The sequence below is a fragment of the Mesorhizobium sp. P2_F7 genome, assembly GCF_056403695.1.
The window spans coordinates 43,509-68,875 of the sequence record NZ_JBFUFA010000018.1; the positions used below are offsets into that span (position 1 = coordinate 43,509).

Consider the following 25,367-nt stretch of genomic DNA (forward strand, 5'->3'; position numbering starts at 1 on the left):
ACCTACGGTAATTGAAACTAGCCGATAAGCTCGTTTCAACGCGACGCCTTACGCTCTGATCCCGCGCGTTAACACAATCGGAAGCCTTTGCTTAACCCTTCGCCGCTATGTCCCGCCCGGGGCGGCATGGCGAGAGTGAGTGTGATGGACAACAGCCCGGAAAAGCGCAGCGAATGGCGCGCCATTTTTTATGTGCAGGCCCGCGTGGCCATCCTGTTTGTCCCGGTCGTCGCCAGTCTTCTGGTCATTGCCGCACTTGCCGGCAACGACCGCAATCCCGATGCCATCGACCGCACCATCACCGGCTCGGTGAAATAGAAGCCGCGTATCGGCTCCACCGCCTGTACGGCGAGCCTTGAAGATGAAAGCCGGATAAGCCGGGCTTTTATTTGAGTCGTTCTGAATCCGTCTCCGCTGGCATGCAAAACAGTAACCACAGAGTCTGGTCGTTCACGCGATCCTGTGGCGTGTGGTGATGACAAAATACCGGAGGACGATCATGCGGACTGGCAGTATGATCCGCATCGATTTAGAACCGGGATTTATGGATGAGAAAAGGCGACTTCAGCGAGCTGGCCATGTTCATCGCGGTCGCCGAAGAGGGCAGTTTTACCCGGGCGGCGGCAAAGCTCGGACTTTCGCAGTCGGCTGTCAGCCATGCCGTCCGCATGCTCGAGGAGCGGCTCAAGGTGAGGCTGATCTCGCGAACGACGCGCAGCCTGTCGCTGGCCGACGCCGGCGAAAGGCTGCTTCGCAGTTTGCGTCCGGCATTCGATCATATCGACAGCGAACTGGCCGCCCTCACCGCGCTTCAAGACAAGCCTGCGGGCACCATCCGCATCACCACCTTCCGCCACGCTGCAAGGACGGTGCTCTGGCCTGTCCTGCTGAAGCTGTTGCCGGAATATCCGGACATCGCCGTCGAGATCAACGTCGATGAAGGGTTGACCGACATCGTCGCTGGCCGGTTCGATGCCGGCATCCGTGTCGGCGAGCAGGTCGAGAAGGACATGGTCGCGGTTCGGGTCAGCCCGGATGTGCGCATGGCCGTGGTCGGCTCTCCGTCCTACTTTGCCGGCCGGACGATGCCGCAAACGCCGCGTGAGCTGAACGATCACAAATGTGTAAGCTACCGACAGAGCACGAGCGGCGGGCTCTATGCCTGGGAGTTCGAAAGCGGCGGTGTCGAGCTCGACGTCCGGGTCAACGGGCCGTTGGTCATCAACGACAATGAGATGCTGGTAAACGCGGCGCTCGGCGGACTGGGGTTGGTCTGTACTTTCGAAAGCCAGGTTACCCAGCATGTTGCCGACGGTCGCCTGATCCGCGTTCTGGAGGACTGGTGCCCGCCATTTTCCGGCTATCACCTCTACTATCCAAGCCGGCGACAACACACACCGGCTTTCGCTCTCTTGCTCGAAGCGCTCCGCTACCAGGGCTGATGGCAAGTCGGGAGGCGGTTCGAGAGTTGGCGCATTTATAAATGCCATTTCTAACTGCATGCAGATTATATCGGCTAATCAGATAGAGCGATAAGGCCTAACTCCCTGTTCATCGAAAACAGGAGTTGGACATGAGCAAGGTCTGGTTCATCACGGGTGCCGGCAGCGGCATCGGCGCCGCCACCGCCAGGGCGGCCCTGAAGGCAGGCGATCGGGTGGTCGCGACTGGCCGCAATCTCGACAAGGTCTGCAATGCGCTCAGCGATGTAGCGGGCGACAGGCTAGCGTTCGTTCAATTGGACGTCGCCAGTGAAGCCCAGGCGAAGGCGGCGGTCGACGAGTCGATGAAGGCGTTTGGCCGCATTGACGTTCTGGTCAACAATGCCGGCTACAGCCTGCTCGGCAATTTCGAGGAATTGAGCACCACCGAGATCGAGGGGCTGATCTCGACCAATCTGTATGGGGTGATCCATGTCATGCGCGCCGTCCTTCCGGTCATGCGCAGGCAGCGGTCGGGCCGGATCATCAACATCAGTTCGCTTGCCGGGGTCATGGGCTTCAAGCACTGCAGTGCCTACAGCGCCGCCAAGTTCGCCGTCGAAGGGCTTTCGCTTTCGGTGGCCGAAGAGGTCGAACAGTTCGGCATCAAGATCGTGACGGTCGCACCGGGTTTCTTCCGCACCGATCTCCTCGATGCGCGGAACGCCAGATACAGCGCCAGCACCATCGCTGATTACGCCGCTGAGGGCAGCGCCGAAGACATGTGGTCAGGCTATGACGGCAAGCAACAGGGCGATCCGGCCAGGCTCGGCGACGTCCTTGTGAAGCTTGCCGGGATGGAAAATCCGCCGAGACAATTCGTGGCCGGCAGCGACGCGCTCGCGGCATTCGAGCCGGTCCTCGAAGGACGCCTGAAGGAGCTGCACGCCTACGCAGATCTGTCTCGGTCGACAGACGGCTCGTTCTAGTCGCGCCAGCTCAAAACCAAGAGGGACCATAAAATGAAGAAACTTGTTGTCGGCGCGGCCGCAGTCGCTGCCGTCACCATCGCTCTTGCCGCGACCGGCCATGCGCAGGATACCGATCCGCCAGGCTATATGATCGCCAACTACACGATCAAGGACCAGGCCGGATACGACAGGTACATGCAAGCCGCCGGGCCGCTGGCTCCGAAATTCGGCGGCAGGATCATTGTCTTCAACCTGAATGCAACCGCCGTCGAAGGTGAGCCGAAAAAGGTCATGGCCATCGCCGAATTCCCCAGCGTGGCGGCTGCGCAGCGCTTCTACAACTCGCCGGAATACACCGCCGCCAGGAAGTTCCGCGTCGCATCGACCGAAGGCTCGGTAATCATCACCGAAGGGTTTGTCCCTCCGAAGCAGTAACCGACGAATGGCGCGGCCACGGGCGTGCCCGCGCCCCAAATCTCAGCCGACACGACTTCGCAAACGACAACCAAGGAGCCTGACATGGGCACCCAACGTGACACTGCCGTCCAGCAGGACGGCACCCCATCGAGCAGCCGACGCCAGCTTCTAAAAGCCGGCGCAGCCCTCGCCACCCTTCCCCTCATCGCTGCCACCTCCGCGGGTGTGCAGGCTGCCGACAACCAAGCAACAAAGGGTGCAATCGTGACCGATCCAAAATCCGAGGACTTCATCAACGGCATGGCCGATCTGATGGCGCATTCGACCCGCACGCCCATCCTGCGCTGGCCGCATGAATACGGCATGGACTATGAGGAGATCTTCTTCCCGGCGCCGGATGGGGTGACGATCGAAGGCTGGTTCATCCCTGCCGATTCGGACAGGTTGCTCATCTTCAATCACCCCATGCCCTGTAACCGCTACGGCTATCCAGGGCACCTGGAGCCGTGGACGAATTTCGGCGGCTTCGAGGTAAACTTCCTGCCGGAGTACAAGCTCCTGCATGACGCCGGCTATAACATCATCACCTACGACATGCGCAACCATGGCCGCAGCGGCATGGGCAGCGGCGGCGTCAATGGCCACGGCGTGTTGGAGTATCGGGACGTGATCGGGTCGTTGCGCTACGCCAAGTCCCGGCCAGATATCAAGGACATGAAGACGGCCCTTTATAGCCGGTGCCTCGGAGCTAATGCCACGATCGTCGGCATGAAGAAACACCCCGAGGAATTCAGGCATATCAAGGCGATGATTGCCTTGCAGCCGGTGTCACCGGTGGTGTTTGTCCAGACAGCGGTGGAAAACCAGAAGATCGCAAACGGCCTGGAACGGTTCGACGCGGCCTTCCACAAGCGGACCGGCTTCCACCTCGCCGACGTCTGGCCGATGGACTATGCCAGGGCGGTCACGGTTCCGACACTCGTCGCCCAGGTCCGCAACGATTTCCTGACCAAGCCCTCCAATGTGCAGGAGATCTACGACACCATCTCCTCGGAGGAGAAGAAACTGTTCTGGATCGAAGGCACGGACCAGCGTTTCGAAGGCTACAATTACTTTGGCAAGAACCCGCAGCTGGTACTGGATTGGTTCAGCTCTCACTTTGGTGAGGCCTAGAGGACAGGGCACCTGTCTTTGACGGTTCAGCTCTTCCCCGGAGGAGAGCTGAACACGGCTCGCCTAGGGTCGCGCTACTTCAGAAAAACTTCGGGATAGGTCCGTTCTGCGGCGTCACGTCGCCGTCGAGGTCGATGAACACCTCGTCGACAAAGCACCAGGCCCAACCCTCAGGCGGGTCGTATCCCTCGATGACCGGATGCTTGGTGGCATGAAAGTGCTTGGTGGCGTGGCGGTTGGGCGAGTCGTCGCAACAGCCGACATGGCCGCAGCTGCGGCAGAGCCTGAGATGCACCCACATCGAGCCGCTCTTCAGGCATTCCTCGCAACCGAGCGCGCTCGGCGTCACCTTTTTGATGCCTGTCGTGTGTTTGCATTCGTCCATCATGCTCTCCTGGCCAGTTCGGGCGCTGCTGCGTCGGCTCGCGCGAGATAGGCATGCAAGGCCGCCACCACCTGCGCGCCCTCGCCGACGGCGGCCGCCACCCGCTTGACCGAGCCGGAGCGTACGTCGCCGATGGCGAACACGCCGCTGCGGCTGGTCTCCATCAGCCCTGCTGCGACGTCGGCGCCGGTGCGCACGAAACCTTTGGCGTCCAGCGCCACATTGCAGTTCGCCAGCCAGTCGGTGTTGGGGTCGGCGCCGATGAACAGGAAGAGATGCTGGATCGGGCGGGTCTCGACATCGCCGGTCGCCTGGTTGCGCCAGCTGAGCGCGGTGAGATTGCCGCCTTCGCCTTCCAGCGACACGATCTCGGTCTCGCCCAGCACCTCGATGTTCGGCTGCGCCTCGATTCGCTCGACCAAGTAGCGCGACATGGTTTCCCTGAGGCCGCCGCGGCGCGCCAGGATCGTCACCTTGCGCACCTGGCTGGCGAGATAGACCGCCGCCTGGCCCGCCGAATTGCCGCCGCCGACCAGCGCCACCTCTTGGCCGGCGCACAGCCGCGCCTCGATCGGTGAGGCCCAGTAATGCACCGACGTGCCCTCGAACTCGGCCAGATTGGCAATGTCGAGCCGGCGGTAGCGGGCGCCGCTGGCGATCACCACCGTGCGTGCGCGCAGGTTCTCGCCGTCGCCGACGGCGAGCGTGTAGCCCTCGCTCGCCGCGCCGAGCAGCTTCGCCTCGTCGGGGATCACCATTTCGACACCGAATTTCTGCGCCTGGTTGTAGGCGCGCGCCATCAGCGCCATGCCGGTGATGCCTGTGGGGAAACCAAGATAGTTTTCGATGCGCGAGGAGGCGCCGGCCTGGCCGCCGAAGGCGCGGCAATCGAGCACGATGGTCGACAGCCCTTCGGACGCCGCATAGACCGCAGCCGCCAGCCCCGCCGGCCCGGCGCCGACAATGGCGACGTCATAGACTTGTGTCGGGTCGATCGGCCGCAGCAGGCCGATGCAGCGGGCGAGTTCGGTTTCGCCGGGATTGTGCATCAGCTTGCCGTTTGGGCAGAGCACGATCGGCAGATGGTGCGGGTCGACATGAAAATGCCCGATCAGCGTTTTCGCGCATGGATCGCTGTCGGAATCGAGCGCCCGGTGCGGCTGGCCGCTGCGGCGCAGAAACCCTTGCAGCCGCAGCGTGTCGCCATTGCCGGCCGGGCCGATGACAATCGGCCCGCTCGAGCCGCTTTCCAGCAGACCGACGCGGCGCAGGATCAGCGCCCGCATGATCCGCTCGCCGAGGCTTGCCTCCTGCACCATCAGGTCGCGCAGCCGCTGCGAGGGAATGACGAAGGCCTCGACCGGCTCTTTGGCCTCGGCATTGACCAGCGACGGACGGCTGGAAAGCTGCGCCAGCTCGCCGATGAAATTGCCCGGACCATGGGTGACGATGGTCTCGCGCCGGCCGGGACTGACATTCTGGGTGATGTCGACTGTGCCCGACATGATGACGATCAGCCCCGGCGCCACAGTGCCGGCGGTGACGATATGCTCGCCGGCGGCATAGGAACTCGCCTCGCCGAACCGGCGCATGCGCTCAATATCGGCCTCGGCCAGGATGGGAAACATCTGGTCGCGGCGGGTGACGGTGATCGGACTGACGGTAGGGGCCATGGGTGAGAGCGTAGCGTCATGGCCGCCGGGTTTGAAGCGCTTTGTTGGCAGCCTGACCGGAAGGGCAGGTTTGGCCCCACGACTTCGCTTGCGGGAGGGGCGACCCTCCTTCCGAGTCTACTTAGACCGACCGTCTAGGCAGCGTGAGCAGATGATGCGTCGACGACAAGCTCAACCTTCTGGGCGTGCTCGGCAGCTATATTGACCAGGGCGGCAGCTGTTTCCCGCGGTGTCCACCCTTGAGCCAACGCCGCCTCCACCAACTCTCCGAATGCCGCCTCCAAGGCGACTTCACAATTGATCTCCCGATCCTTGCTGGTCTCGGACAGGAGCGGCGCTTGCACGGATTGCGTCATGACTTTGCACCTCAAATTCCGGTCTTACCGGAGTCCAAAAAAGCTCAGTATGGCGATGATGATAACGACAGCCCCAACGGCCCATATGATCCTGTTCACGACGGCTCTCCCTGTTCAATCCGCGATCTCAGACAACAGCCAGACGTGCTCCCTGTTCCCAAAAGACGTGCCATACGACCATTGCGTGCCTTATCGGACTTAGGTCCTAAGCAGCCGAAACGCGCTCCGCGCCGCCGAACGAGGCTCGGAATGTCTGGTGACCGGCAGGTGCGGGTGACGCGGGTTTCCTTGGCTGACCAGATAGGGGAGGCGTGTGCGTTTCGAAGCCGCTCCGGTTCAGACTGAAGTCTTATCGTACTACGACTGAATACCCTGAGCAGGAACAAAGGCTTACAGCCGCCGTTGCCCCTCGAGAGACTTAAAAGGAGGAAGACATGGCCGACGGACCAACTGTTGTGAATTCTGGAGGGGGCGCAGGAACGGCGGCAGCGATTGTTGTTGCAATCGTCGCTATCGTTGCCCTGCTTTTTGTCACCGGCGTCATCAATCTCAATGGCGGTGGCGGTGGACAAGACATCAACGTGAAAGTGGATGTGCCGAAGGTCGAGGCGCCCGCCGCTGCTCCCAAGGCTGAGGCGCCCTCCCCCGCCCCGGCGGCTCCAGCCCCGGCTCCCGCCTCCGGCGGTTGAGCCGATCGGCTGCGGCTCCAGCGCGGGAGGAGCGCTGGAGCCAGCTTTTCACCGGGGAACAAGACAATGGATGACCCACACAACAGCGTATTGGAAGCCCGGTGGCTTCTTGCCGTGCCGGCTTCGGTGCTCTTCGCGGTCTTGTTGGCTGGCCTGATCCTGACCTGAAACACCTGTTCGACGCCGAATGGCGCGCCTTGCAACTTGCCGTTAGCTGGTGCGAACAGGCCGCATGGCACTGCGCCTAAGGGTAAACAGCGCGCCGACCAGCGCGACGTTTATCAGCGCGAGCCCGAACAGTACGCTCAGCAATCCGCGCTCACCGGTATGTTGCAGGAGCAGCGCGCCGACGGACGGGGCAGCCGCTTGAGCGATCAAGCTCGGCATGGCGAGACGGCCCATCAGCTTCGCATAGCCGTTGGCGCCAAACAGGGCGAGCGGCAGCGTGCCGCGCGCGATCGATTCCAGGCCGATGCCGGCGCCGTAGAATATCAGGGCCACCGGCAGCACCGGCAGGCCGGTCCAGAGCGTCGCCACACCGATGACCACGAAGGTCACCGATGCCAGTTTGGTCCAGATCGGATGGTGATAGCGGGCGATCGTCATCTCGATGGCGCGGGCGCCGACCTGGGCAGGGCCGACCAGTGCGCCGAGGCCGACCGCCGCACCCAGCACCAGACCGGTCGATTGCAGCACGGTCAGCAGATGTACCGACAAGGTCGACGATATGACGGCTGACAGCGTGATGCTTGCCGCCAGCGTGGCCATCAGGGGCAGGCTGCGCGGCGCCAGGCCGGTTTCCGGCGCGGCAGTCGTCTGGGCTGACACGTCAGCCGGAACGCCGCGCGGCAGGATGAGCAGATAGGCGGGCAACGCCACCACAAGCTGGATCGCTGCGTAGACCAGGCACACGCCGCGCCAGCCGAACGCATCGAGCAGAAACGCCGAAATCGGCCAGCAGATTGTGCTGGCGAAACCGCCAAACAGCGTCAGGCTGGTGATGGTCGAACGGGCGTTGCGCCCATACATCCGTCCGAGCGTGCTGAAGGCGGCGTCATAAAGGCCGGCGCCCATGCCGAAACCCATGATCAGCCAGCCGGCGACGAAGACGGCCAGCGTCGGCGACGCGGCCACCACCACCTGGCCGATGCCGAGGCAAACGGCGCTGAAGGCAAGCGTCATGCGGCCGCCATGGCGTTCGATCGCCGCCCCGACATGCGGCGATATCAGGCCCGCGACAAGCAGCCCGAGCGACAGGCTGCCGATCACCCAGGGAAAAGGCCAGCCGGTCTGTGCCGACACGGCAGGGCCAATGACGGCCGGCAGATAGTAGGAGGAGCCCCATGCCATGATCTGCGTGAGGCCGAGCGTCGTGACGATGACAGGACGGCTTGGGATTGTAGCCACTCAGGCATGCTCCCAGGAGACTCGTGAAGCGTCTATCGTCGGTGCCTTCACGCGCTCGTCAAAGCCCGCTATCTGTGAGCTCTCTAGAGGAAAGACCCGATGCGCATCGCCGTGTTTGATGAGAATGAGGCAAGGCTTCATGTTCGCGCTCTGGCCGAGTTGCTGACCCAGAGCGTCGAAGACGGGGCGCTCGTCGGCTTCGTGCTTCCTTTCGATGAGCCTCAGGCGCTGGCCCATTGGGAGGGTGTTTTCCGTTCGGTGAGGGAAGGCGAACGGCTCCTCATCTGTGCCGATATGGACGGCCGTGTCGTCGGCACAGTCCAGCTCTATCTCTCGCCGGAGCCGAACGCGCCACACCGGGCCGAAGTCTACAAGCTCCTCGTTCATCGCGACTTTCAGCGGCAAGGCATCGGCCTCGCTCTCATGCAGGCTGTCGAGCGTGAGGCCATGGCTAGAAAACGGTCCTTGCTCCTCCTCGATACGGTCGAGGGCGGTGCCAGCGAGCGGCTTTACAGGCGGCTCGACTGGCACGAGGTCGGCTCTGTCCCGCATCACTTTGTCGACCCGCATGGCCAGCCGAAAGTCTCTATCTATTTCATGAAGCATCTGCCGCTTTAGGCCGGTAGGCGACCCTCTCGCCGTCTTCCTTCACGAAGTCCCGAACAGGGTGGTCGAGCAAATCCAGCACCAACTCGGACGGCCGGCAAAGCATGGTGCCGCGCGGCGTTTCGACGATCGGCCGATTGATGAGAATGGGGTGGGCGAGCATCTGGTCGATCAGCTCCTCCTCGCTCCATTTGGCATCGGCCAGACCAAGCTCGGCATAGGGCGTACCCTTTTCGCGCAACAGTGCGCGCGCGGACATCCCTATGGCCTTGAGCAGGCCGACCAGGCGAGATCGCGAGGGCGGATCTTTCAGATACTCGATGACGACAGGCGTCTCGCCGCTCGCCACGAGGAGAGCCAGCGTGTTGCGCGACGTCCCGCAATCGGGGTTGTGATAGATGGTGACGGTCACGGCCCTGCCCTTTCGGTCTGTGGTGTGGTGTCGGCGGGAGTTAGAAGCCAGCGCATTGCGGCCGCGGCAATGAGTGCCCCGGCAAATTCGGCAAGGATGAAACCGGGAAGGTCGGCCGGCCGGATGCCGGAAAAGCTGTTGGTCAGCGAGCGGGCGACAGCCACGGCCGGATTGGCAAAGGAAGTCGAAGCCGTGAACCAATAGGCGGCCGTTATGTAGAGCCCTACCAGCCAGGGGATGGCGGTCCGCTCGAAGCGCAGGCCGGCCAGGATGACGGCGACCAGGCCGAAGGTCGCGACACCTTCGGAGAACCATTGCGCGCCGCCGGTGCGCATATGCGCTGAGGCCTGCACGAGCGACTGGCCGAACATGGCGTGCGCCGTCATCGTGCCGGCAATACCACCCAGGATCTGTGCCGCGATGTACAGACCGGCAACGCGCATCGGCAACTGCCTCAGCACCGTGAAGACCAGCGTGACTGCCGGATTGAAATGCGCGCCGGAGATGGGCGCCAGGAGGGTGATCAGCACCACCAGAATGGCGCCTGTCGGCAGCGTGTTGCCGAGAAGCGCCACGGCTTTGTCCTGGGTCAGCGTCTCGGCCATGATGCCGGAGCCGACCACGGTGGCGACGAGGAAGGCCGTGCCCAGCGCCTCGGCCGCCAGACGGCGCGGCACACCGTATTCAGGCATCGGCGCGGCTTCCCTTTTGCGGCACGCAGCACGCCGGGTTGAGCGCCGGCGAACAGATCTCCGGCCGGCCGGAGCAGCAATCCTCCATCAGGAACCGGATAAGGCCAGTCAGCGCATCATATTCGGCGCTGTAGACGATCGACCTGGAGTCGCGCCGGGTGGAGACCAGGCCGGCGCGCTCCAACTCCTTCAGGTGAAAGCTGACATTGGAGGCCGAGACCTCCACCTGCTCCGCCAGCGCCCCGGCGGCGATGCCGTCCGGGCCGGCAACGACCAGCAGCCGTAGCAGCTTCAGCCGCGTTTCCTGCGACAGCGCCCCGAAGGCGGAAAGGGCTTGACGTTCATCCATATTTCAACAATCCTAAAAATATCGAAATGAGGATTATCGCAGATGCTCGCCGCTGACAACACCGAATTTGACCGTGCCGCGATATCCGATCCCGCCGACATCACCATTGACGGCCTGCTCGGGTTCCTCGCGGCACACAAGGAAAAGCCGCTGGTGTTTTTCTATGACGGCCGCGCCGTGCAGCCCGGCTATCACGTCACCGAGGTGAAGGCCGGCCAGTTCTCGGCGCTGGATTGCGGCGCAAACCCCGAATCCTGGTCGGAGATTTTTGTCCAGCTGTGGGATGTGAACGAAGACCGCACGCATATGCCGGCAGCCAAATTCTCCGCCATCATCCGCAAGGTCACCGAACATGTCGGGCTCGACCATGCTGCCAAGCTGACGTTCGAGGTCAGCGATGGCGTGCGGCCGATGCAGCTCTACCGCGCCGCCCTGCCCGAAATTATCGCTGGTGCCGTGCATGTCGAGCTCTCACCACGGCCGGCAAGCTGCAAGCCGCGCGACCGCTGGCTTGAGGCGCAACAGAAGATCAGCGCGTCATGCTGCGGACCGGCAAGTGACGATATGCTCGCCGGCGGCATTAAGAACTCACCTCGCTGAACCGGCGCATGCGCTCGATACCGGTGTCGCCCTGGATGGGAAACATCTGGTCGCGGCGGTCGGCGGTCGTATTGGTCGATTGAGCCATGGTTTCGACCGTACCGCCCGGACGGGCACTTTGGAGGGATTTTTGGATCTGTTCAGGAATGAGCCTGATCGATGACGCGGCCGACAGCGCAGGCCACGATCTCCGCCCAATACTATCCTGTCACGCCAAACGCCTGGGCTGCAGCGGGGGATACGTCGGAATCCCCCAAGGCAGATCCTGGAGACAAGCCATCCGTCACATCTTTATAGAGCGCTATTGGATGCGGGTGCCCCACCAGATACCCCTGTATCTCGGGACATCCTTCCTTCATCAGGAAAACACGCTCGTCTTCTGTTTCAACGCCCTCTGCAATGACAGGCAAGGCCAGTGCATTCCCCAGGCTGAGTATCGTGCGCACGATCGCGGCTGACTGGACGTTCGAACCGACACCCGAAACAAAACTGCGATCGATCTTGATCTTGTCGAATGGAAACGCCTGCAGCGAGGAAAGCGAGGCATATCCGGTGCCAAAATCATCCATGGAGACCCTGACGCCTAACGCCTTCAATCGCCGCAGAACCGACAGTGCAGTTGCCCGATCGCGGATCAGGACCCCTTCCGTGATTTCCAGTTCCAGACGCCCCGGCGCAAGGCCGGTCTCGTAGAGGATCGAATGAACGAGACCCACCAGGTCCCCGAAGCGGAATTGCACAGGGGAAAGATTGACAGCGATCTGCAGAGGTGAGGCCCAGGAGGCGGCGTCCTTGCAGGCCTGCCTGAGCGTCCATTCCCCTATTTCGACGATCGTGCCGTCCTGTTCGGCAAGGGAGACAAACGCGGTCGGCGAGACGAGCCCGTGTTTTGGGTGGTGCCAACGGGCAAGTGCCTCAAAACCAAAGATTTCGCCGTCTATGCGGGCTTGCGGCTGATAGTGGAGCACAAGTTCGCCGCGTGTGACCGCCGATCGCAAATCCTGCTGCAAGGCATAGCGTTCTCTCAGTCGCCGATCCATTTCCGGGTCGAAGAACTGCAGCATTCGGCGACCGTCCGCCTTGGCTCTGTAGAGCGCGGCGTCGGCATTTGCCATGAGCGATGCGGCACTGTCTCCGTCCCTCGGATAGATCGCCGCGCCAATGCTCAGCCCGATTGAAATGTGCTGGCCGCGGATTTCGAATTCGCCCGCCGCCGATTCGAACAGACGATCGGCGACTTCCCTGGCTCCGGCGGGTCGTTCATCCAGGGCCAGGACAAGCGTGAATTCGTCGCCGCCCATGCGGGCGACAAAGGCCTCTGGCGCCGCAGCCTGAAGACGCCGGGCGATGGTGCACAGGAGATCGTCGCCGGCCGCGTGCCCAAAGACGTCGTTGGTCTCTTTGAAATGATCAAGGTCGATGCTGAACACGACAAAGCTGGCATGCTTTGCTCTCGCCCACTCGAGCGTCGTGGTCAGGTGCGCAGCAAGGGCCGTTCGGTTCGCCAGACCGGTAAGCGGATCGTGGTGCGCGAGATGCGCGATTTGCTCGTGCCGTGCCATGAGTTCGGTGCGCGCTACGTTCATGTTCTCGCGCGCTTCGTCCAGGCCATGGGCGGCTTCCCTCACCTTGTCCTGGAGCAGGTTGAAGCTTTCGGCCATCTCTCCGAGTTCGTCGCGAGAGTTTACCTGCACCGGCATGATGTTCACGGAGGCGTGCGCAGCAGCGAGGTCTCCACGCCCAAGAGCGGCCATGGCGAGGGAGAAGTCCTTCAGCGTTCCGGATGTCAAACGCTTCGCTGCGTCGCTCACCTCGGTTGCCGAATGGGTGATCATTCCCGGCATGATCAGGCCGACGCTGATGGTCATCAACGCGACAACGACAAAAATGTCCTCCAGCGCGGAGATCAGGGACGCATCGGCGTTGGGAACACTGCCGATCGCCAGGAAGTAGCCGGCACCGTCAAGCACAAGCACAAAAAGCATGGCTCCCGTAAGCTTCAGGTGAAGCGTATGCGGCAGCAAGGGTAGACCCAGCGCGTGGCGATCCTCCAGGGCGCGCCAGGCGTAAAGCGCAGCACCCGAATAGGCCAACGCCAGACCGAACAGGACGGTAGGAAGGCCAAACTGCTGGAAGCCCAGTATGGCGGTCAATAGCCATATTGCCGCCGCGACCACGCCAAGGACGATCGTTCCTCTGGGAGCCCGAAAGGGTCGCTTGGCATCGGGGCTGTCACGGCGCAAGAGCCAGACTGCGATGTTCGGCATGCAGATGCTGATCAGGTAGGTGAAATTGGCTGCGGCGATCATCCAGAGGGGATAACCGCACAGCATGAAACCGATTGCCGCGGCAGCGGTGAGCAGCGTTGCCGCCCATGGGCAATCCGTTGTCGAGATGCGGCTGGCCAGGAATCTCGGCAGCAGGCCGTCTTCGCTCAGCTGCGCGAGGGTCCGCGCGGCGCCTGCCAATGGCTGCAACGTTCCATGGAACATGTTGAACATGATGAACCAGATGGCGGCCGCCTTGCCGAAACTGCCCAACAGGGGCGCAAACGTCGGCCCGAGAGCCATGGCGAGGTCGGTGCCGAGCGGCTCAGGTCCAAGCACACCCAGCCAGACGACCGGCAGGACAAGGAAGTAGATGCCGGCCATTGCCGCGCTGGCCCACATCGCCCGGGGAATGTTGCGGTTGGGGTCGATGGTTTCGCCAACATGGCAGGCTGCAGCCTCGAATGCCGGCGCGGCGAATCCGATCAGGTAGAGCCCCGCCATCACCGACGTGATATCGCCGAACAGGCCGGCAAACGGGCTGGTCAGCGCAAAATCCGTCGCCTTGCGCCAGTCGACTTCGCCACTGATGACCGGGACAAGGGACGAGAGAAACGCCAGTATTGCGGAGGCCGTGGCGACCGGTATCGCCAGTCGGACCACCCACTTGATTCCGCACAAATTGACTGCCGCAAAGAATGCGACAAGCCCGCAGGCGACCGCCTCCACGGGGAGGCCCGGCAGGTACCATTGCTGGATTGCAGACGCTGAAAGAATCGCGGTCAGTCCGCAGGTCGGAACCCAGCCCCACCAATAGCAAGTGCCCGTCAAGGCCGAGAGGACGGGACTGTAAGGCCTGAAAGCTTCCGCACACGCCGCAGAGATGCCGCCGACGCGGTTTGGCCACATGAGAACCAGTTCGGTCCACGCCGGCGCGGCAGCCCAGCCAAGCAGCAGGCCAATGAAGAGCAACGGAACCGCGGCGCTTCCTTGACCGGGAATATTACCTTGGCCGACAAAAAGAGCGGCGATCAGAAAGAGGCTTTGATTGCTGCCACCCATGGCGAGCGCTGTCGTGCCCACCCATCCCAGGGTTCTCGGGTGCGGTCGAGAAGGGGTGACGTCGCGCATTCTGAGACATCCATTCCAGTGCGGAGCGCTGTCAGACTCGCGATCGTAAACTGTGTAGAGGTGTTTCTGTCTAACGCAGCGCTCTCGAAGTCAAAGATGAACCTAGGTGAGACATATTAAGACTTCGTACCAAGGCCGATCCGATCGATAATCACTGTCGATTGGCGGGTACACGGTTCGACAATGTGCGTGCGGCGCGGCGGGTCTTATCTCATTCGCTCTCGAAGTCGTCAGCCCCTTTCATCTATAGGCATCGACGCAAAGGCGAAGCGAATAGTCGAGAATACAAGCCGCCGATGGCTGTTTAACGATAAAACGATACTGTTGCCGAGCGCTCTCGTTCGAGAGTTGCAGATGAACGCGGCTGTAGATCGTCAACACGTTCACCGGCTTTTGCTGGGGTGCCTCGCCATTCTCGGGCAAGTTCGAAGCCTTCCAGTTCCGTGATGTGGGTGAAGGCATCGGCGAGCGCCAGGGGCGGTCGCTGACACCACAGAACCACAGGCAACAAAAAAGCCCGGACGAACCGGGCTTTTTTGTCAGGCGTCTCAACCACGCTAAGCGGTTCGAAACGGGAATTTGGTGCCCAGAAGAGGACTCGAACCTCCACTCCTTGCGGAACACGGACCTGAACCGTGCGCGTCTACCAATTCCGCCATCTGGGCTGGTGCGGGCTCATGTAAGCGGGCAAGCGACAGGTGTCAACGCGCTTTTTTCAAACCCGCTCCTAGGGCGCCGGCTCAGTTTTCCAACACGTCCTTCGATGCCACCGTGGAATCGGCGTTGAGCTTGTAGATCACCGGCACGCCGGTGCCGAGTTCGAGCTTGACGATCTCCTCGCCGCTCTTGCCGTCCAGCGCCATGATCAGCGCGCGCAGCGAATTGCCGTGCGCGGCGACCAGCACCGTGCCGCCCTTCAGCACATGCGACTGCATGTCGTGCAGATAGTACGGCCAGACGCGGGCGCCGGTGTCCTTCAGGCTTTCGCCGCCGGGCGGCGGCACGTCGTAGGAGCGGCGCCAGATGTGCACCTGGTCCTCGCCCCACTTCTTGCGGGCGTCGTCCTTGTTGAGGCCGGAAAGGTCGCCATAGTCGCGCTCGTTCAGCGCCTGGTCGCGGATCGTCTTCAGATCGCTCTGGCCGACGGCGTCGAGAATGTGCTGGCAGGTCTTTTGCGCCCGGATCAGCGCCGAGGTGAAGGCGATGTCGAATTTCAGCCCGCGCGCCTTGAGTTTTGCGCCGGCTTCCTTGGCCTCCTCGTGGCCCTGCTCGGTCAGGTCGACATCGCGCCAGCCAGTAAACAGGTTCTTCAGGTTCCATTCGCTCTGGCCGTGGCGCACGAGCACGAGAGTTCCCGACATGTTTGCTCCTTCGAGTTTGTGGGGTGGGTCTGAGCAATTCCAGGAAAAGTGTGTAGCGGTTTTCCGTCCGGAATTGCGTAAGAAAAATAGATGCTTCAGCTCAGGCCGAGCACGTCCCGCATCGAATACAGTCCAGGCTTCCTCGCACGAGCCCAAAGCGCCGCCTTCACCGCGCCGCGGGCAAAGATCGCGCGGTCCTCGGCATGGTGCGACAGCGTGATGCGCTCGCCGGTGCCGGCCAGGATCACGCTGTGGTCGCCGACCACCGAGCCGCCGCGCAAGCTGGCAAAGCCGATCGTTCCAGGCTTGCGCACGCCGGTGTGGCCGTCGCGCACCCGCACATCGTTGCCGGAAAGGGGAATGCCGCGACCCGCGGCCGCCGCTTCGCCGAGCAGCAAGGCGGTGCCCGACGGCGCGTCGACCTTGTGCTTGTGGTGCATTTCGAGGATCTCGATGTCGAAATCGTCGCCGTCGAGCGCGCGCGCCGCCTGCTCGACCAGCACTGCCAGCAGATTGACGCCGAGGCTCATATTGCCGGACTTGACGATGGTCGCATGGCGCGCTGCCGCTTCTATCTTCGCATTGTCTTCGGCCGAACAGCCGGTGGTGCCGATGACATGGGCAATGCGCGCCTGCGCGGCATAGCCGGCGAATTCGACGGTGGCTGCCGGCGCGGTGAAATCGAGCACGCCGTCGGCCTTGGCGAACACCGGCAGCGGGTCGTCCGATATCGTGACATTGATGATGCCGATGCCGGCAAGTTCGCCCGCATCCTTGCCGAGATAGGGCGATCCGGTGCGCTCGACCGCGCCGACGACGCGCGCCCCCGGCATCGAATGGATGGCGCGGATCAGCGTCTGGCCCATGCGGCCGGCCGCCCCCACCACCACCAGGCCCATATCGCCGGATTCGCTCATACGGTCCTCCCCACCACCTTCTTTCCACGCGAACGCGGCAGCGGAGTTTGGATTGGCTTGGCGTCGTCGACAAGCCCCAGCCCCTTCTTGCCCTGCACCCGGTGGAAACGGGCATAAACGCTGTGCGGATCGGCCATCAGCGAGGCATGCGTGCCTTCCTCGACCAGCCGGCCGGCTTCCATGACGATGATGTGGTCTGCATTGACCACGGTCGACAGCCGGTGCGCGATCACGATGGTGGTGCGGCCGGCCATGACGTGGGTGAGCGCTTCCTGGACGCGGGCTTCGGCCTCGTTGTCGAGCGCCGAGGTCGCTTCGTCGAGCAGCAGGATCGGTGCGTTGCGCACGATGGCGCGAGCAATCGAGACGCGCTGGCGCTGGCCGCCCGACAGCGTCGCGCCGCTTTCGCCGACCGGCGTGTCATAGCCCTGCGGCTGCATGCGGATGAAGTCGTCGGCAGCGGCTTGGTGTGCCGCCTGTTCGATTTCGGCGTCGGTGGCCGAAAGCCGGCCATAGCGGATGTTGTCGCGGATGGTGCCTTCGAACAGATAGGGCGACTGCGAGACATAAGCGATCGAGCTTCGCAACGAGTGTTTGGTGACTTTGGAAATGTCCTGGCCGTCGATTTCGATCGTGCCTGCATCGACATCGTAGAAGCGCTGCAGCAGCGCCACCAGCGTCGTCTTGCCGGCGCCCGAGGCGCCGACGATGGCCGTCATCTTGCCGGCGGCGGCGGTAAAGCTCAGATCCTGCAGCACCGGCACTTCCTCGACATACCGGAAGGACACGTTGTTGAAGCGCACCGCGCCGGTGGTGAAATGTGCCTCGGCGGCGTCCGGCGCGTCGCCCTGTTTCGGCTCGCGGTCGAGCAGCTCGTAGATCATGCGCGCATTGACCAGTGCTCGCTCCATCGAGACCTGCATGCGCGCCAGGCGCCGCGCCGGATCATAGGCCAGGATCAGCGCGGTGATGAACGAAAACACCGCACCCGGTGGCTGGCCGAGCACCAGCGCCCGATAGCCGGAATAACCGATGACCGCGGTGACCGCGAGGCCGGCCAGCATGTCCGAAATCGGCGACAGCCGCTCCGAGACTCGGGCGATCTTGTTGCTGCGCTGTTCGGCGCTGGCGGCGAGGTCGCCGATGCGGCGCGACAGCTCCTCCTCCATGGTGAAGGCCTTGACGATGGCGATGCCTTGGGTGGCCTCCTGCACGGCCCCGATCAGCCGGGAATTGATGAGCACCGATTCCCGGTTGATCTTGCGTACCCGACGCGTGATGTAGACGACGGCCCAGATCAGCGGCGGTCCGATCAGCAGTGAACTCAGCGACAGCACCGGATCCTGGTAGATCATGACGCCTACAAGGCCGACCAGGGTCACCGCGTCGCGGGTGATCGAGACGATGGTCAACGACAAAAGGTCGCGAATACCGCCGACATTCTCATTGACCTGCGCCGCCAGCCGGCCCGAACGCGTGTCGTTGAAGAAGTCGACGCCGAGCTTCATCAGATGATCGAAGATGCGTCTCTGGTAGCGCGCCACCAGATTGTTGCCGATGGTGGCCAGCGCCACCGCCTGGCCGTAGCCGGCGAAGCCGCGGATCATGAAGGCGCCCATGAAACCGGCGCAGATCCACAAGACGGCGCCGCCCTGCCGTTCGTAGAATATCTGGTTGACCATCGGCGCCATGATCCAGGCGCTGAAGGCCGTCGTGCCCGAAACCAGCAGCGAGCAGATGATGGCGACGGCATAGTGCCAGCGATAGTCACGGCTGTTTTCAGCCAGGATGCGGCGCAGCACGGCCGAGACCTCGGTCGGCCGCACCTTCAATCTGTTTGGGCTTTGGAATGTCAAATCTGCAGCGCTTTGTCGGTTTCCGCGTCATAGAGCGGGCTGGAATTCGGCCCCCTCTTACCGCCCCGGCTACGGCTTGCCTATGGCGAAACTTCGTCGCGACCCAGGGTTGGGGTCACGAATGCGGCAACCTTTTCCCGGAAAAGTCCCATGTTCGGTACGAAATGGATCACACCCGCCAGCGCCGCCCCGCGGTCTGGACGCCGAACAGCGAAGGGTTGCGGGCATAGGCGGCGAGGCCGAGAAGCGCTGCCAGCGGGTGGGTGATGACATAGACCGGCATCGAGCGCATCAGCGCGCTGTGCGGCGCCTTGTCCTCGAAGGCGGCGCGGAAATTGCCTTGCTTCAGCGCCGGCACGATCTTTTGCGCGATGCCGCCGGTCAAAAACACGCCGCCGCGGCTCATGAACACCAGCGCCAGGTCCCCCGCGGTGCGGCCGAGACAAGTGACGAACAGCGCCAGCGCTTCCTCGGCGACCGCATCGGTCTTGGCCAGCGCCGCCCCCGTGATTTCGGCCGGCGTGGTGAAGGCCGACGGTTTTCCGTCCGCCTTGGCCACCGCCCGGTAGACATTGACCAGGCCGCGCCCGCACAGGATCTGTTCGCCCGAAATGCGGCCTTCGAGCTTCTCGATATGCGGAAAAACCTCGAAATCACGGGGTGTGCGCGGCCCGATATCCATGTGGCCGCCTTCGCCAGGCACCGGTATCCAGTGGTTGAGGGCATGCACCAACCCGGCGACGCCGAGCCCGGTGCCGGGGCCGAGCACGACGCGTCCGGCATTTTCCTCCGGCGTGCCGCCGCCGATCTTTTCCATATGCTCCTCGCCGAGCGCGACGACAGCCAGCGCCTGCGCCTCGAAATCGTTGAGCACGACGATGTCGCTCAGGCCCAGATTGGAAAACATCTGCTTCGGCTTCACCACCCAGGGACAGTTGGTGAGCGGGATCTCGTCGCCATCGACCGGCCCGGCGATCGCCAGCACCGCCGAATTCGGCCGCACCGACGAGCGGTCGAGCACCGCTGCCTGGATCGCCTCGTCGATGGTATTGAAATTGGCCGTCTGCACGATCTGCGGCTCGCCGGCTTCCGAATTCGCATCGAGCACGATCGAAAAGCGCGCATTGGTGCCGCCGATATCGCCGATCAGCACTGGAAACCGCAACGCTGCGTCGTCGTCGCCTGCCATGCCTTGGTCGTCCCCTTTGTGGCGACGTTGCGCCGGTTTCAATCGCCCGTTTTTCAATCGATTGACTAGCGCATGACCCGGAAAAGGGAAAGCGTCAGTTCGCCATTACTGACCGACGTTTGCCGGCGGCCGTCGCCTTGGCAGGGGAATGCCGATCTCGGGCGTGGCGGTGAAGGCGTTGGCCGTGCCTGGCAAGCCGCCGGCGTTGCCGGCAATCGGCGGCGCAGGCGCGTCCGGTTCCGGCGCCCTGGCAGCGATCGGCACGCCGCCGCCGCGATAAGTGACGGCTTCAACCGAGTCGGCATCGGGCTGGTCGAGCACGAACTGGCACTGTTTCGGCAGGTTCGCCATCGTCATCACGTCGCGCGCCTTGGGCGCATCCGGGTTCTTGTTGGGGCGCCACGGCTCCTCGGTGAACCACCAGGCCAGCGGCTTGCCGCAGCCGTCATCGTCGGGCGTCGCTTCCTGTCCCTTGCAGTTGGGCGAGCCCGGCTGGCAGCCGATGCGGATATGGAAATGATAGTCATGGCCCCAGAACGGCCGGATCTTGCGCAGCCAGGAGCGGTCGCCGGTGACGGTGTCGCAGAGCTTCTTCTTGATGCCGGGATTGACCAGGATGCGCTCGACCTCCGGATAGCTCGCCGCGCGCTTCAGAAGCTGCGTGTGCATCGGCTTCCACAGCCGGTCCTTCACCAGATGCGTCTTGTCGTCGACCATCAGCGTGGCGCTGATGTTCTCGCGCTCCTGGGTCGTGAGCTTGCGGTCGGGCATCGGCGTCAGCCAGATATCGGCGTCGAGGCCGATCTGGTGCGAGGCGTGCCCGGTCAGCATCGGCCCGCCGCGCGGCTGCGAGATATCGCCGATCAACAGGCCCGGCCAGCCGTCGGCGGCGGCATCGCGCGACAGTTTCTCGATCAGCGCGATCATCGTTGGATGGCCCCAGCGACGGTTGCGCGAGGGACGCATCACTTCCCAGTTCTGGCCGTCCATCGGAATGGCGACGCCGCCGGTGAAGCAGCCCCTGGAATAAAAGCCGAAGGATTGCGCCGCAGCCACCGCCGGCAGCTTTTTGGCGCCGAACAGGTCTTTTGCCCGCGGCTCGGCCGTTATTGCGCCCGCCATCAGTCCGGCCAGTGCGACAATCGCCAGCGCCGCCGTCAGGAACGGGCGTCTGCCGGGCAAGGATCGCATCGACATCGTCATGAGCCCCCCTCTGCTGCAGGCCACTAATCCAGGCGAATCATACCACGCCCGGCGCTGCGTTTCGATTATCCGCCCTTCATCGGGCTACGCGGCTCGCCGTCGCGCCAGCTCCCGTCGGCCCACATCCCGTCGAACGCCTTGCGGTAGTCCGGATAGCGGAATCGGTAGCCCGCCGCCTTGATCGCTGTGTTGGCGACGCGCTTGTTCTCGCCATAGAAGGACCGCGCCATAGGCGAAAGTTGGGCGGTCTCGAAAGGAATTTCGGGCGGCGGCTCAATTCCCATCAGCGAAGCCGCATAAGTAACGACATCCCGCGGCGGTGCCGGCTCGTCATCGGTGACGTTGAAGATGCCGCCTGTATTGCCGCCGATGAGATGCCAGAGCGCACCGGCAATGTCGTCGCAATGGATGCGGTTGAAGACCTGGTCCGGCTTGACCAGACGCCGTGCGGAGCCGTTTTCCAGATTGACCAAAGCGTTGCGGCCCGGCCCGTAAATGCCGGAAAGCCGCAGGATTGCTACCGGCTTCCCGGTCGCGCGGCCAAGCTCGAGCCAGTCCTGCTCGGCCGCCACCCGCATGGCCGAGCGCTTCGACACCGGCCGGCATGCGTCTGTTTCATCGACCCAGGCACCGTCATAATTGCCGTAGACGCCGACAGTCGAGAGATAGCCGATCCATTCAAGTGCCGGCATCGCCGCAATCGCCTGACGCGCCGCATTCAGCACGGGGTCGCCGGCCTCTTCCGGCGCCACCGAGACGACCATGTGGGTGGTTTTCTCCAGCGCGTCGCTGATTTCAGGGGTCAGCGCGCCGTCGAAGAGCAACGGCATAATGCCTGTCTGCCTGAGAGATTCGACCTTTTCCGGCGTGCGCGTGGTGCCGAAAACCGGCACGGCTTGCTTGTTGGCCCGGGCAAACGCCTTGCCCGAATAGCCCGCGCCGAAGATGAAGACCTGCTTTTCGCTCATGCATGCGCCTCAATTGGCAGCGCGGACAGCCATTCGTCGCGCACTGTCGCGTCGGTTTCGGTTTTCGAGCCGGCAGCGGCCAGCTCGCTGAATTCGGCCTCCGGCACCAGCCGCGCCAGCGCCCACACCGCCGCGCCGCGCACCAACGGCGAGGCGTCGCCGAGCAAGGCGCGAACCTCGCCGGCCAGCGAAGCATCGCCGGAATTGCCGGCGGCGATCAGCACATTGCGGACAAAACGGTCGCGGCCGATGCGCTTGATCGGCGAGCCCGAGAAGAAAGCTCGGAACGCCGCGTCATCCAGCTGCAGCAACTCGACCAGCGCTGGCTCACGCAATTCGGCGCGGGCGGCAAGCTTTGCTTCCGAGGCGGCGCGGGCGAACTTGTTCCACGGGCAGGCGGCAAGGCAATCGTCGCATCCGTAAATGCGATTGCCGATCTTGTCGCGGAATTCGTGCGGGATCGGCCCCTTGTTCTCGATGGTCAGGTAGGAGATGCAGCGCCTGGCATCGAGCCGGTAGGGCGCTGGAAAGGCATCGGTCGGGCAGGCATCGAGGCAGGCGCGGCAGGAGCCGCAATGGTCTGCCTCGGCCGCGTCGGGCTCGAGCTCGACGGTGGTGAAGATGGTGCCGAGGAACAGCCAGGAGCCGTGCTCGCGGCTGACCAGGTTGGTATGCTTGCCTTGCCAGCCGAGCCCGGCGGCCTCGGCCAGCGGCTTTTCCATCACCGGTGCGGTATCGACGAAAACCTTGACGTCGCCGCCGGCCTGCGCCACGATCTTGCCGGCGATTTCCTTCAGCCGGCCCTTCATAATTTCGTGATAGTCGCGGTTTTGCGCATAGACCGAGATCGCGCCGCGGTCGCGCCTTGCCTGCAGCGTGCGCGGATCATGGTCCGGACCGTAATTCATCGCCAGCACGACGATCGAACGCACGTCGGGCCATAGCGTCAACGGCTCGCTGCGGCGCTCCAGCGTCTCCGCGATCCACGCCATCGAGCCATGAAAACCGTCGGCGACGAACTCGGCGAGCCTTGCCGGCGCCAGCGGGATCGCGCTGGGAGAAGTGACCGCAACCGCATCGAAGCCGGCGCGCCGCGCCTCTGCGTCGATCAGCGCGCGCAGGGTTTGGCTTTTAGAAGTCGAGGTCCGCATAATGCGACACCGGCGACAGGCCGCGCACCCGGTCGGAGAGCAGCGGCCTAAAGGAAGGCCGCGATTTCACCCGCGTGTACCATTCGCGCGCCGCGGCATGTTCACGCCAGTCGATCTCGCCGAGATAATCCAGCACCGACAGCGTCGCGGCCGCTGCCAGGTCGGCATAGGTCACCTTGCTGCCGGCCAGCCAGTGGCGGGTGCCGGCCAGCCAGTTGGTGTATTTCATGTGCTGGCGAATGTTGGCGCGGGCCGCGCGGATCGCCGCCGAATCGGGCGAGCCGCCGCCCGCCGTTTCCGGCATCACCGGCTTCAGCACGCGTTCGCGCACCAGATGCCGCGTCACTTCGCCCTCGGCCTTGTTGAGATACCAGTCTGTGAGACGGCGGATTTCGGCGCGCTGCATCGGGTCTTCGGCAAACAGGCGCTTGTCGCGCTTCAAGACGCCGCGCGTCTCGTCGAGATATTCGGCGATCACCATGGCGCCGACGATCGGCACGTCGCCTTCGGCAAGCAGGATCGGCAAGGTGCCGGCCGGGTTCAGTGCCAAAAACTCCTTGCGCCGCGTCCACGGTTTTTCCTCGATCAGCGCCAGCTCCTCGCCATACTCGCCGAAGGCGAGGCGAACGAAGCGGCAGGTGGCGAACATCGGGTGATGGAAAAGCGTCAGCATGGTTCCGCGATAATTCAGCGCACTGGCGAATCGCAGGGCGCACCGGTAAGTCTTGGCGGCCCGTCATGCGGCCGTCACGGTGTTGCGACCTATAGGGGGACTTGCCCGCCGTGACAAGCAAGCCATTTGCAAGCCGTTTCCTATCGTCACTTCAATGCCGAGGTTGCCATGGATAGCCACACCATTGTCGAAGCCCTGCTGCTCGGCCTGCTGGAGGGGCTGACAGAGTTCATCCCGGTCTCCTCCACCGGCCATATCCTGCTCGCCGGCCACTTTCTCGGCTTCCATTCCACCGGCAAGGCCTTCGAGATCCTGATCCAGCTCGGCGCCATCCTGGCCATCCTCAGCGTCTATTTCCGCCGCCTGTGGCAGATGCTGCTCGACCTGCCGCATGATCGGCTGACGCGGCATTTCGTCCTCGGCATCCTGATCGCCTTCCTGCCGGCGGCCATCATCGGCGCGCTGGCGCATGATTTCATCAAGACGGTGCTGTTCGAATCGCCAAGGCTGATCTGCATCATGCTGATCATCGGCGGTGTCATCCTGCTGGTCGTCGACCGCATGAAGCTGCAGCCGGTCTACCGCGATGTCGAGCGCTTCCCGACAAGGCTCTATCTGCAGATCGGCCTGTTCCAGTGCCTGTCGCTGATCCCCGGCACGTCGCGTTCCGGTTCGACCATCGTCGGCGCACTGCTTCTGGGCGTCGACAAGCGCGCGGCGGCCGAATTCTCCTTCTTCCTCGCCATCCCGACCATGGTCGGCGCCTTCGCCTTCGACCTGTTCAAGAACCGCAACGTCTTGACCACGGCCGACCTGCCGATCATCGCCATCGGCTTCGTCGCCGCCTTCGTCACCGCGCTGTTCGTCGTGCGCTTCCTGCTCGATTACGTCTCGCGCAACGGCTACTCGCTGTTCGGCTGGTGGCGCCTGGTGGTGGGTGCGGTTGGGTTGGTGGCGTTGATGATCTGGGGGTGAGCTTTACCCTCCCCCCTTGTTGGGGTCCGAAGGACGGGCGAGACACGTGGCTCGCCCCGGCAAGCCGATCCGCAAAGCGGATCGGGGTGGGGGGCGGCGCCATACCCCAGCCCCGGTTCGCCTACGACGCTTCGAGTCGCCTGCTCACCGACCCTCCCCACAAGGGCAGGGGAATCGCATATGGCGATTTTGGGCTTGGCTTGAGAAGAGATTCTTTGGGAAGGCAGTCTTAGCGAAGGAGCGACTGCCATTTCCAGCCTTGAGAGCTATTTCGGSGCGGTGCCAGATCCGCGTGCGGCCAACGCCACGCACCGGCTAGGCGATCTGATCGTGATGATGATCGCGGCAAGCCTGTGTGGCGCAACCAACGCGACGGAGTTTTCGCTGTTCGCGCAAGAGCGCAAGCAGGCGCTGTCGCGTTTGATCGACTATGAAGAGGCACCCAGCCATGACACCTTCTCGCGGCTGTTGCGGCTGCTTGATCCGGAGGCCTTCGGGCGTGCGTTCGCTGCCTTTGCCGCAGGC

Annotated in this window: 26 protein-coding genes and 1 tRNA gene; 10 read left to right on the plus strand and 17 right to left on the minus strand. The window is 63.3% G+C overall.

Annotated elements, in window-relative coordinates; genetic code table 11:
* Positions 1-144: 144 nt before the first annotated feature.
* The 5 genes from AC1DZ8_RS31425 to AC1DZ8_RS31445 all read left to right on the plus strand — a co-directional run bounded on the left by AC1DZ8_RS31425 (position 145) and on the right by AC1DZ8_RS31445 (position 3,982).
* Complete coding sequence (locus AC1DZ8_RS31425) at positions 145-318, plus strand: hypothetical protein (protein ID WP_477309084.1); 174 nt, start codon at positions 145-147, stop codon at positions 316-318.
* Positions 319-548: 230 nt separating this feature from the next.
* Complete coding sequence (locus tag AC1DZ8_RS31430; protein WP_477309082.1) at positions 549-1,442, plus strand: LysR family transcriptional regulator; 894 nt, start codon at positions 549-551, stop codon at positions 1,440-1,442.
* Between the two features lie 131 nt (positions 1,443-1,573).
* Entirely contained in the window at positions 1,574-2,410 is an 837-nt protein-coding gene (locus tag AC1DZ8_RS31435) for an SDR family oxidoreductase (RefSeq protein ID WP_477309080.1), read from the plus strand.
* Positions 2,411-2,443: 33 nt separating this feature from the next.
* Positions 2,444-2,827, plus strand: a complete 384-nt coding sequence (locus AC1DZ8_RS31440; protein WP_477309078.1) for a DUF1330 domain-containing protein — start codon at positions 2,444-2,446, stop codon at positions 2,825-2,827.
* A gap of 84 nt (positions 2,828-2,911) precedes the next feature.
* The gene (locus AC1DZ8_RS31445) at positions 2,912-3,982 is read left to right on the plus strand and encodes an alpha/beta hydrolase family protein (protein ID WP_477309076.1); all 1,071 of its coding nucleotides are present in this window, start codon (positions 2,912-2,914) and stop codon (positions 3,980-3,982) included.
* A 79-nt stretch (positions 3,983-4,061) separates the two neighbouring features.
* Here the strand turns inward: AC1DZ8_RS31445 and AC1DZ8_RS31450 are convergent, their stop codons facing one another.
* The 3 genes from AC1DZ8_RS31450 to AC1DZ8_RS31460 all read right to left on the minus strand — a co-directional run bounded on the left by AC1DZ8_RS31450 (position 4,062) and on the right by AC1DZ8_RS31460 (position 6,396).
* Positions 4,062-4,370: a UBP-type zinc finger domain-containing protein gene (locus AC1DZ8_RS31450; protein WP_477309074.1), complete on the minus strand. Its 309-nt coding sequence runs from the start codon at positions 4,368-4,370 to the stop codon at positions 4,062-4,064.
* The gene (locus tag AC1DZ8_RS31455) at positions 4,367-6,040 is read right to left on the minus strand and encodes an FAD-dependent oxidoreductase (RefSeq protein WP_477402246.1); all 1,674 of its coding nucleotides are present in this window, start codon (positions 6,038-6,040) and stop codon (positions 4,367-4,369) included. Before AC1DZ8_RS31455 ends, AC1DZ8_RS31450 begins: the two co-directional genes overlap by 4 nt.
* Before the next feature lie 134 nt (positions 6,041-6,174).
* On the minus strand, positions 6,175-6,396 hold the full coding sequence (locus AC1DZ8_RS31460; RefSeq protein ID WP_477309070.1) for a hypothetical protein: 222 nt from the start codon (positions 6,394-6,396) through the stop codon (positions 6,175-6,177).
* Positions 6,397-6,830: 434 nt separating this feature from the next.
* Here AC1DZ8_RS31460 and AC1DZ8_RS31465 point away from each other — a divergent pair, with 434 nt between their 5' ends.
* On the plus strand, positions 6,831-7,085 hold the full coding sequence (locus tag AC1DZ8_RS31465; RefSeq protein WP_477309068.1) for a hypothetical protein: 255 nt from the start codon (positions 6,831-6,833) through the stop codon (positions 7,083-7,085).
* A gap of 210 nt (positions 7,086-7,295) precedes the next feature.
* Here AC1DZ8_RS31465 and AC1DZ8_RS31470 read toward each other — a convergent pair whose 3' ends face one another.
* Positions 7,296-8,435: an MFS transporter gene (locus AC1DZ8_RS31470; protein ID WP_477309121.1), complete on the minus strand. Its 1,140-nt coding sequence runs from the start codon at positions 8,433-8,435 to the stop codon at positions 7,296-7,298.
* 156 nt (positions 8,436-8,591) lie between these two features.
* Between AC1DZ8_RS31470 and AC1DZ8_RS31475 the strand changes: the two genes are divergently transcribed.
* On the plus strand, positions 8,592-9,110 hold the full coding sequence (locus tag AC1DZ8_RS31475; RefSeq protein ID WP_477309066.1) for an N-acetyltransferase family protein: 519 nt from the start codon (positions 8,592-8,594) through the stop codon (positions 9,108-9,110).
* Here AC1DZ8_RS31475 and arsC read toward each other — a convergent pair.
* Genes arsC through AC1DZ8_RS31490 form a run of 3 tightly spaced genes read right to left on the minus strand, consistent with a single transcriptional unit; the run spans position 9,088 to position 10,551 of the window.
* A complete protein-coding gene (gene arsC, locus AC1DZ8_RS31480; protein ID WP_477309064.1) occupies positions 9,088-9,510 on the minus strand; it encodes an arsenate reductase (glutaredoxin) in 423 nt (140 codons plus the stop codon). The genes AC1DZ8_RS31475 and arsC overlap by 23 nt on opposite strands.
* A complete protein-coding gene (locus AC1DZ8_RS31485) occupies positions 9,507-10,202 on the minus strand; it encodes an aquaporin (RefSeq protein WP_477309062.1) in 696 nt (231 codons plus the stop codon). Before AC1DZ8_RS31485 ends, arsC begins: the two co-directional genes overlap by 4 nt.
* Positions 10,195-10,551, minus strand: a complete 357-nt coding sequence (locus tag AC1DZ8_RS31490) for an ArsR/SmtB family transcription factor (RefSeq protein WP_477309060.1) — start codon at positions 10,549-10,551, stop codon at positions 10,195-10,197. Before AC1DZ8_RS31490 ends, AC1DZ8_RS31485 begins: the two co-directional genes overlap by 8 nt.
* A 42-nt stretch (positions 10,552-10,593) precedes the next feature.
* Here AC1DZ8_RS31490 and AC1DZ8_RS31495 point away from each other — a divergent pair, with 42 nt between their 5' ends.
* Entirely contained in the window at positions 10,594-11,151 is a 558-nt protein-coding gene (locus AC1DZ8_RS31495; protein WP_477309058.1) for a DUF6428 family protein, read from the plus strand.
* A gap of 200 nt (positions 11,152-11,351) precedes the next feature.
* On the opposite strand, the gene AC1DZ8_RS31500 is transcribed toward AC1DZ8_RS31495, so the two are convergent.
* From AC1DZ8_RS31500 to AC1DZ8_RS31545, 10 genes are all read right to left on the minus strand, one after another.
* Positions 11,352-14,549: an amino acid permease gene (locus AC1DZ8_RS31500; RefSeq protein ID WP_477309056.1), complete on the minus strand. Its 3,198-nt coding sequence runs from the start codon at positions 14,547-14,549 to the stop codon at positions 11,352-11,354.
* A 580-nt stretch (positions 14,550-15,129) separates the two neighbouring features.
* Positions 15,130-15,214, minus strand: a tRNA-Leu gene (locus tag AC1DZ8_RS31505).
* A gap of 75 nt (positions 15,215-15,289) precedes the next feature.
* A complete protein-coding gene (locus AC1DZ8_RS31510) occupies positions 15,290-15,910 on the minus strand; it encodes a 2,3-bisphosphoglycerate-dependent phosphoglycerate mutase (protein ID WP_477309054.1) in 621 nt (206 codons plus the stop codon).
* Between the two features lie 95 nt (positions 15,911-16,005).
* Complete coding sequence (dapB, locus tag AC1DZ8_RS31515; protein ID WP_477309052.1) at positions 16,006-16,827, minus strand: 4-hydroxy-tetrahydrodipicolinate reductase; 822 nt, start codon at positions 16,825-16,827, stop codon at positions 16,006-16,008.
* Positions 16,824-18,683: an ABC transporter ATP-binding protein gene (locus AC1DZ8_RS31520; protein ID WP_477309050.1), complete on the minus strand. Its 1,860-nt coding sequence runs from the start codon at positions 18,681-18,683 to the stop codon at positions 16,824-16,826. Before AC1DZ8_RS31520 ends, dapB begins: the two co-directional genes overlap by 4 nt.
* Positions 18,684-18,852: 169 nt before the next feature.
* Positions 18,853-19,872 carry a glucokinase gene (locus AC1DZ8_RS31525; RefSeq protein WP_477309048.1) on the minus strand — a complete coding sequence of 340 codons (1,020 nt, stop codon included), beginning with the start codon at positions 19,870-19,872 and terminating at the stop codon, positions 18,853-18,855.
* A gap of 105 nt (positions 19,873-19,977) precedes the next feature.
* The gene (mepA, locus tag AC1DZ8_RS31530; protein WP_477309046.1) at positions 19,978-21,075 is read right to left on the minus strand and encodes a penicillin-insensitive murein endopeptidase; all 1,098 of its coding nucleotides are present in this window, start codon (positions 21,073-21,075) and stop codon (positions 19,978-19,980) included.
* Between the two features lie 65 nt (positions 21,076-21,140).
* The gene (locus AC1DZ8_RS31535) at positions 21,141-22,043 is read right to left on the minus strand and encodes an SDR family oxidoreductase (protein WP_477309044.1); all 903 of its coding nucleotides are present in this window, start codon (positions 22,041-22,043) and stop codon (positions 21,141-21,143) included.
* The gene (queG, locus tag AC1DZ8_RS31540) at positions 22,040-23,194 is read right to left on the minus strand and encodes a tRNA epoxyqueuosine(34) reductase QueG (RefSeq protein ID WP_477309042.1); all 1,155 of its coding nucleotides are present in this window, start codon (positions 23,192-23,194) and stop codon (positions 22,040-22,042) included. The genes AC1DZ8_RS31535 and queG overlap by 4 nt, the downstream gene beginning before the upstream one ends.
* Positions 23,175-23,867 (minus strand): glutathione S-transferase family protein, encoded by a 693-nt coding sequence (locus AC1DZ8_RS31545; protein ID WP_023728745.1) that lies wholly within the window; start codon positions 23,865-23,867, stop codon positions 23,175-23,177. The genes queG and AC1DZ8_RS31545 overlap by 20 nt, the downstream gene beginning before the upstream one ends.
* A gap of 168 nt (positions 23,868-24,035) precedes the next feature.
* Here AC1DZ8_RS31545 and AC1DZ8_RS31550 point away from each other — a divergent pair, with 168 nt between their 5' ends.
* Complete coding sequence (locus AC1DZ8_RS31550) at positions 24,036-24,842, plus strand: undecaprenyl-diphosphate phosphatase (protein WP_477309040.1); 807 nt, start codon at positions 24,036-24,038, stop codon at positions 24,840-24,842.
* Between the two features lie 279 nt (positions 24,843-25,121).
* Positions 25,122-25,367: transposase family protein (locus AC1DZ8_RS31555; RefSeq protein ID WP_477402252.1), on the plus strand; the 246-nt coding region annotated here is incomplete at its 3' end.

Bases quoted from the DNA above. Each gene is read 5' to 3' on its own strand.
- AC1DZ8_RS31490 (WP_477309060.1), bottom strand. From the start codon at position 10,551: ATGGATGAACGTCAAGCCCTTTCCGCCTTCGGGGCGCTGTCGCAGGAA.
- AC1DZ8_RS31510 (WP_477309054.1), bottom strand. From the start codon at position 15,910: ATGTCGGGAACTCTCGTGCTCGTGCGCCACGGCCAGAGCGAATGGAAC.
- AC1DZ8_RS31430 (WP_477309082.1), top strand. From the start codon at position 549: ATGAGAAAAGGCGACTTCAGCGAGCTGGCCATGTTCATCGCGGTCGCC.
- AC1DZ8_RS31425 (WP_477309084.1), top strand. From the start codon at position 145: ATGGACAACAGCCCGGAAAAGCGCAGCGAATGGCGCGCCATTTTTTAT.
- AC1DZ8_RS31500 (WP_477309056.1), bottom strand. From the start codon at position 14,549: ATGCGCGACGTCACCCCTTCTCGACCGCACCCGAGAACCCTGGGATGG.
- AC1DZ8_RS31435 (WP_477309080.1), top strand. From the start codon at position 1,574: ATGAGCAAGGTCTGGTTCATCACGGGTGCCGGCAGCGGCATCGGCGCC.
- AC1DZ8_RS31535 (WP_477309044.1), bottom strand. From the start codon at position 22,043: ATGAGCGAAAAGCAGGTCTTCATCTTCGGCGCGGGCTATTCGGGCAAG.
- AC1DZ8_RS31445 (WP_477309076.1), top strand. From the start codon at position 2,912: ATGGGCACCCAACGTGACACTGCCGTCCAGCAGGACGGCACCCCATCG.
- AC1DZ8_RS31460 (WP_477309070.1), bottom strand. From the start codon at position 6,396: ATGACGCAATCCGTGCAAGCGCCGCTCCTGTCCGAGACCAGCAAGGAT.
- AC1DZ8_RS31550 (WP_477309040.1), top strand. From the start codon at position 24,036: ATGGATAGCCACACCATTGTCGAAGCCCTGCTGCTCGGCCTGCTGGAG.
- queG (WP_477309042.1), bottom strand. From the start codon at position 23,194: ATGCGGACCTCGACTTCTAAAAGCCAAACCCTGCGCGCGCTGATCGAC.
- AC1DZ8_RS31465 (WP_477309068.1), top strand. From the start codon at position 6,831: ATGGCCGACGGACCAACTGTTGTGAATTCTGGAGGGGGCGCAGGAACG.
- AC1DZ8_RS31495 (WP_477309058.1), top strand. From the start codon at position 10,594: ATGCTCGCCGCTGACAACACCGAATTTGACCGTGCCGCGATATCCGAT.
- AC1DZ8_RS31440 (WP_477309078.1), top strand. From the start codon at position 2,444: ATGAAGAAACTTGTTGTCGGCGCGGCCGCAGTCGCTGCCGTCACCATC.
- AC1DZ8_RS31485 (WP_477309062.1), bottom strand. From the start codon at position 10,202: ATGCCTGAATACGGTGTGCCGCGCCGTCTGGCGGCCGAGGCGCTGGGC.
- AC1DZ8_RS31450 (WP_477309074.1), bottom strand. From the start codon at position 4,370: ATGATGGACGAATGCAAACACACGACAGGCATCAAAAAGGTGACGCCG.
- mepA (WP_477309046.1), bottom strand. From the start codon at position 21,075: ATGACGATGTCGATGCGATCCTTGCCCGGCAGACGCCCGTTCCTGACG.
- AC1DZ8_RS31470 (WP_477309121.1), bottom strand. From the start codon at position 8,435: ATGGCATGGGGCTCCTCCTACTATCTGCCGGCCGTCATTGGCCCTGCC.
- AC1DZ8_RS31455 (WP_477402246.1), bottom strand. From the start codon at position 6,040: ATGGCCCCTACCGTCAGTCCGATCACCGTCACCCGCCGCGACCAGATG.
- AC1DZ8_RS31545 (WP_023728745.1), bottom strand. From the start codon at position 23,867: ATGCTGACGCTTTTCCATCACCCGATGTTCGCCACCTGCCGCTTCGTT.
- AC1DZ8_RS31525 (WP_477309048.1), bottom strand. From the start codon at position 19,872: ATGGCAGGCGACGACGACGCAGCGTTGCGGTTTCCAGTGCTGATCGGC.
- AC1DZ8_RS31475 (WP_477309066.1), top strand. From the start codon at position 8,592: ATGCGCATCGCCGTGTTTGATGAGAATGAGGCAAGGCTTCATGTTCGC.
- dapB (WP_477309052.1), bottom strand. From the start codon at position 16,827: ATGAGCGAATCCGGCGATATGGGCCTGGTGGTGGTGGGGGCGGCCGGC.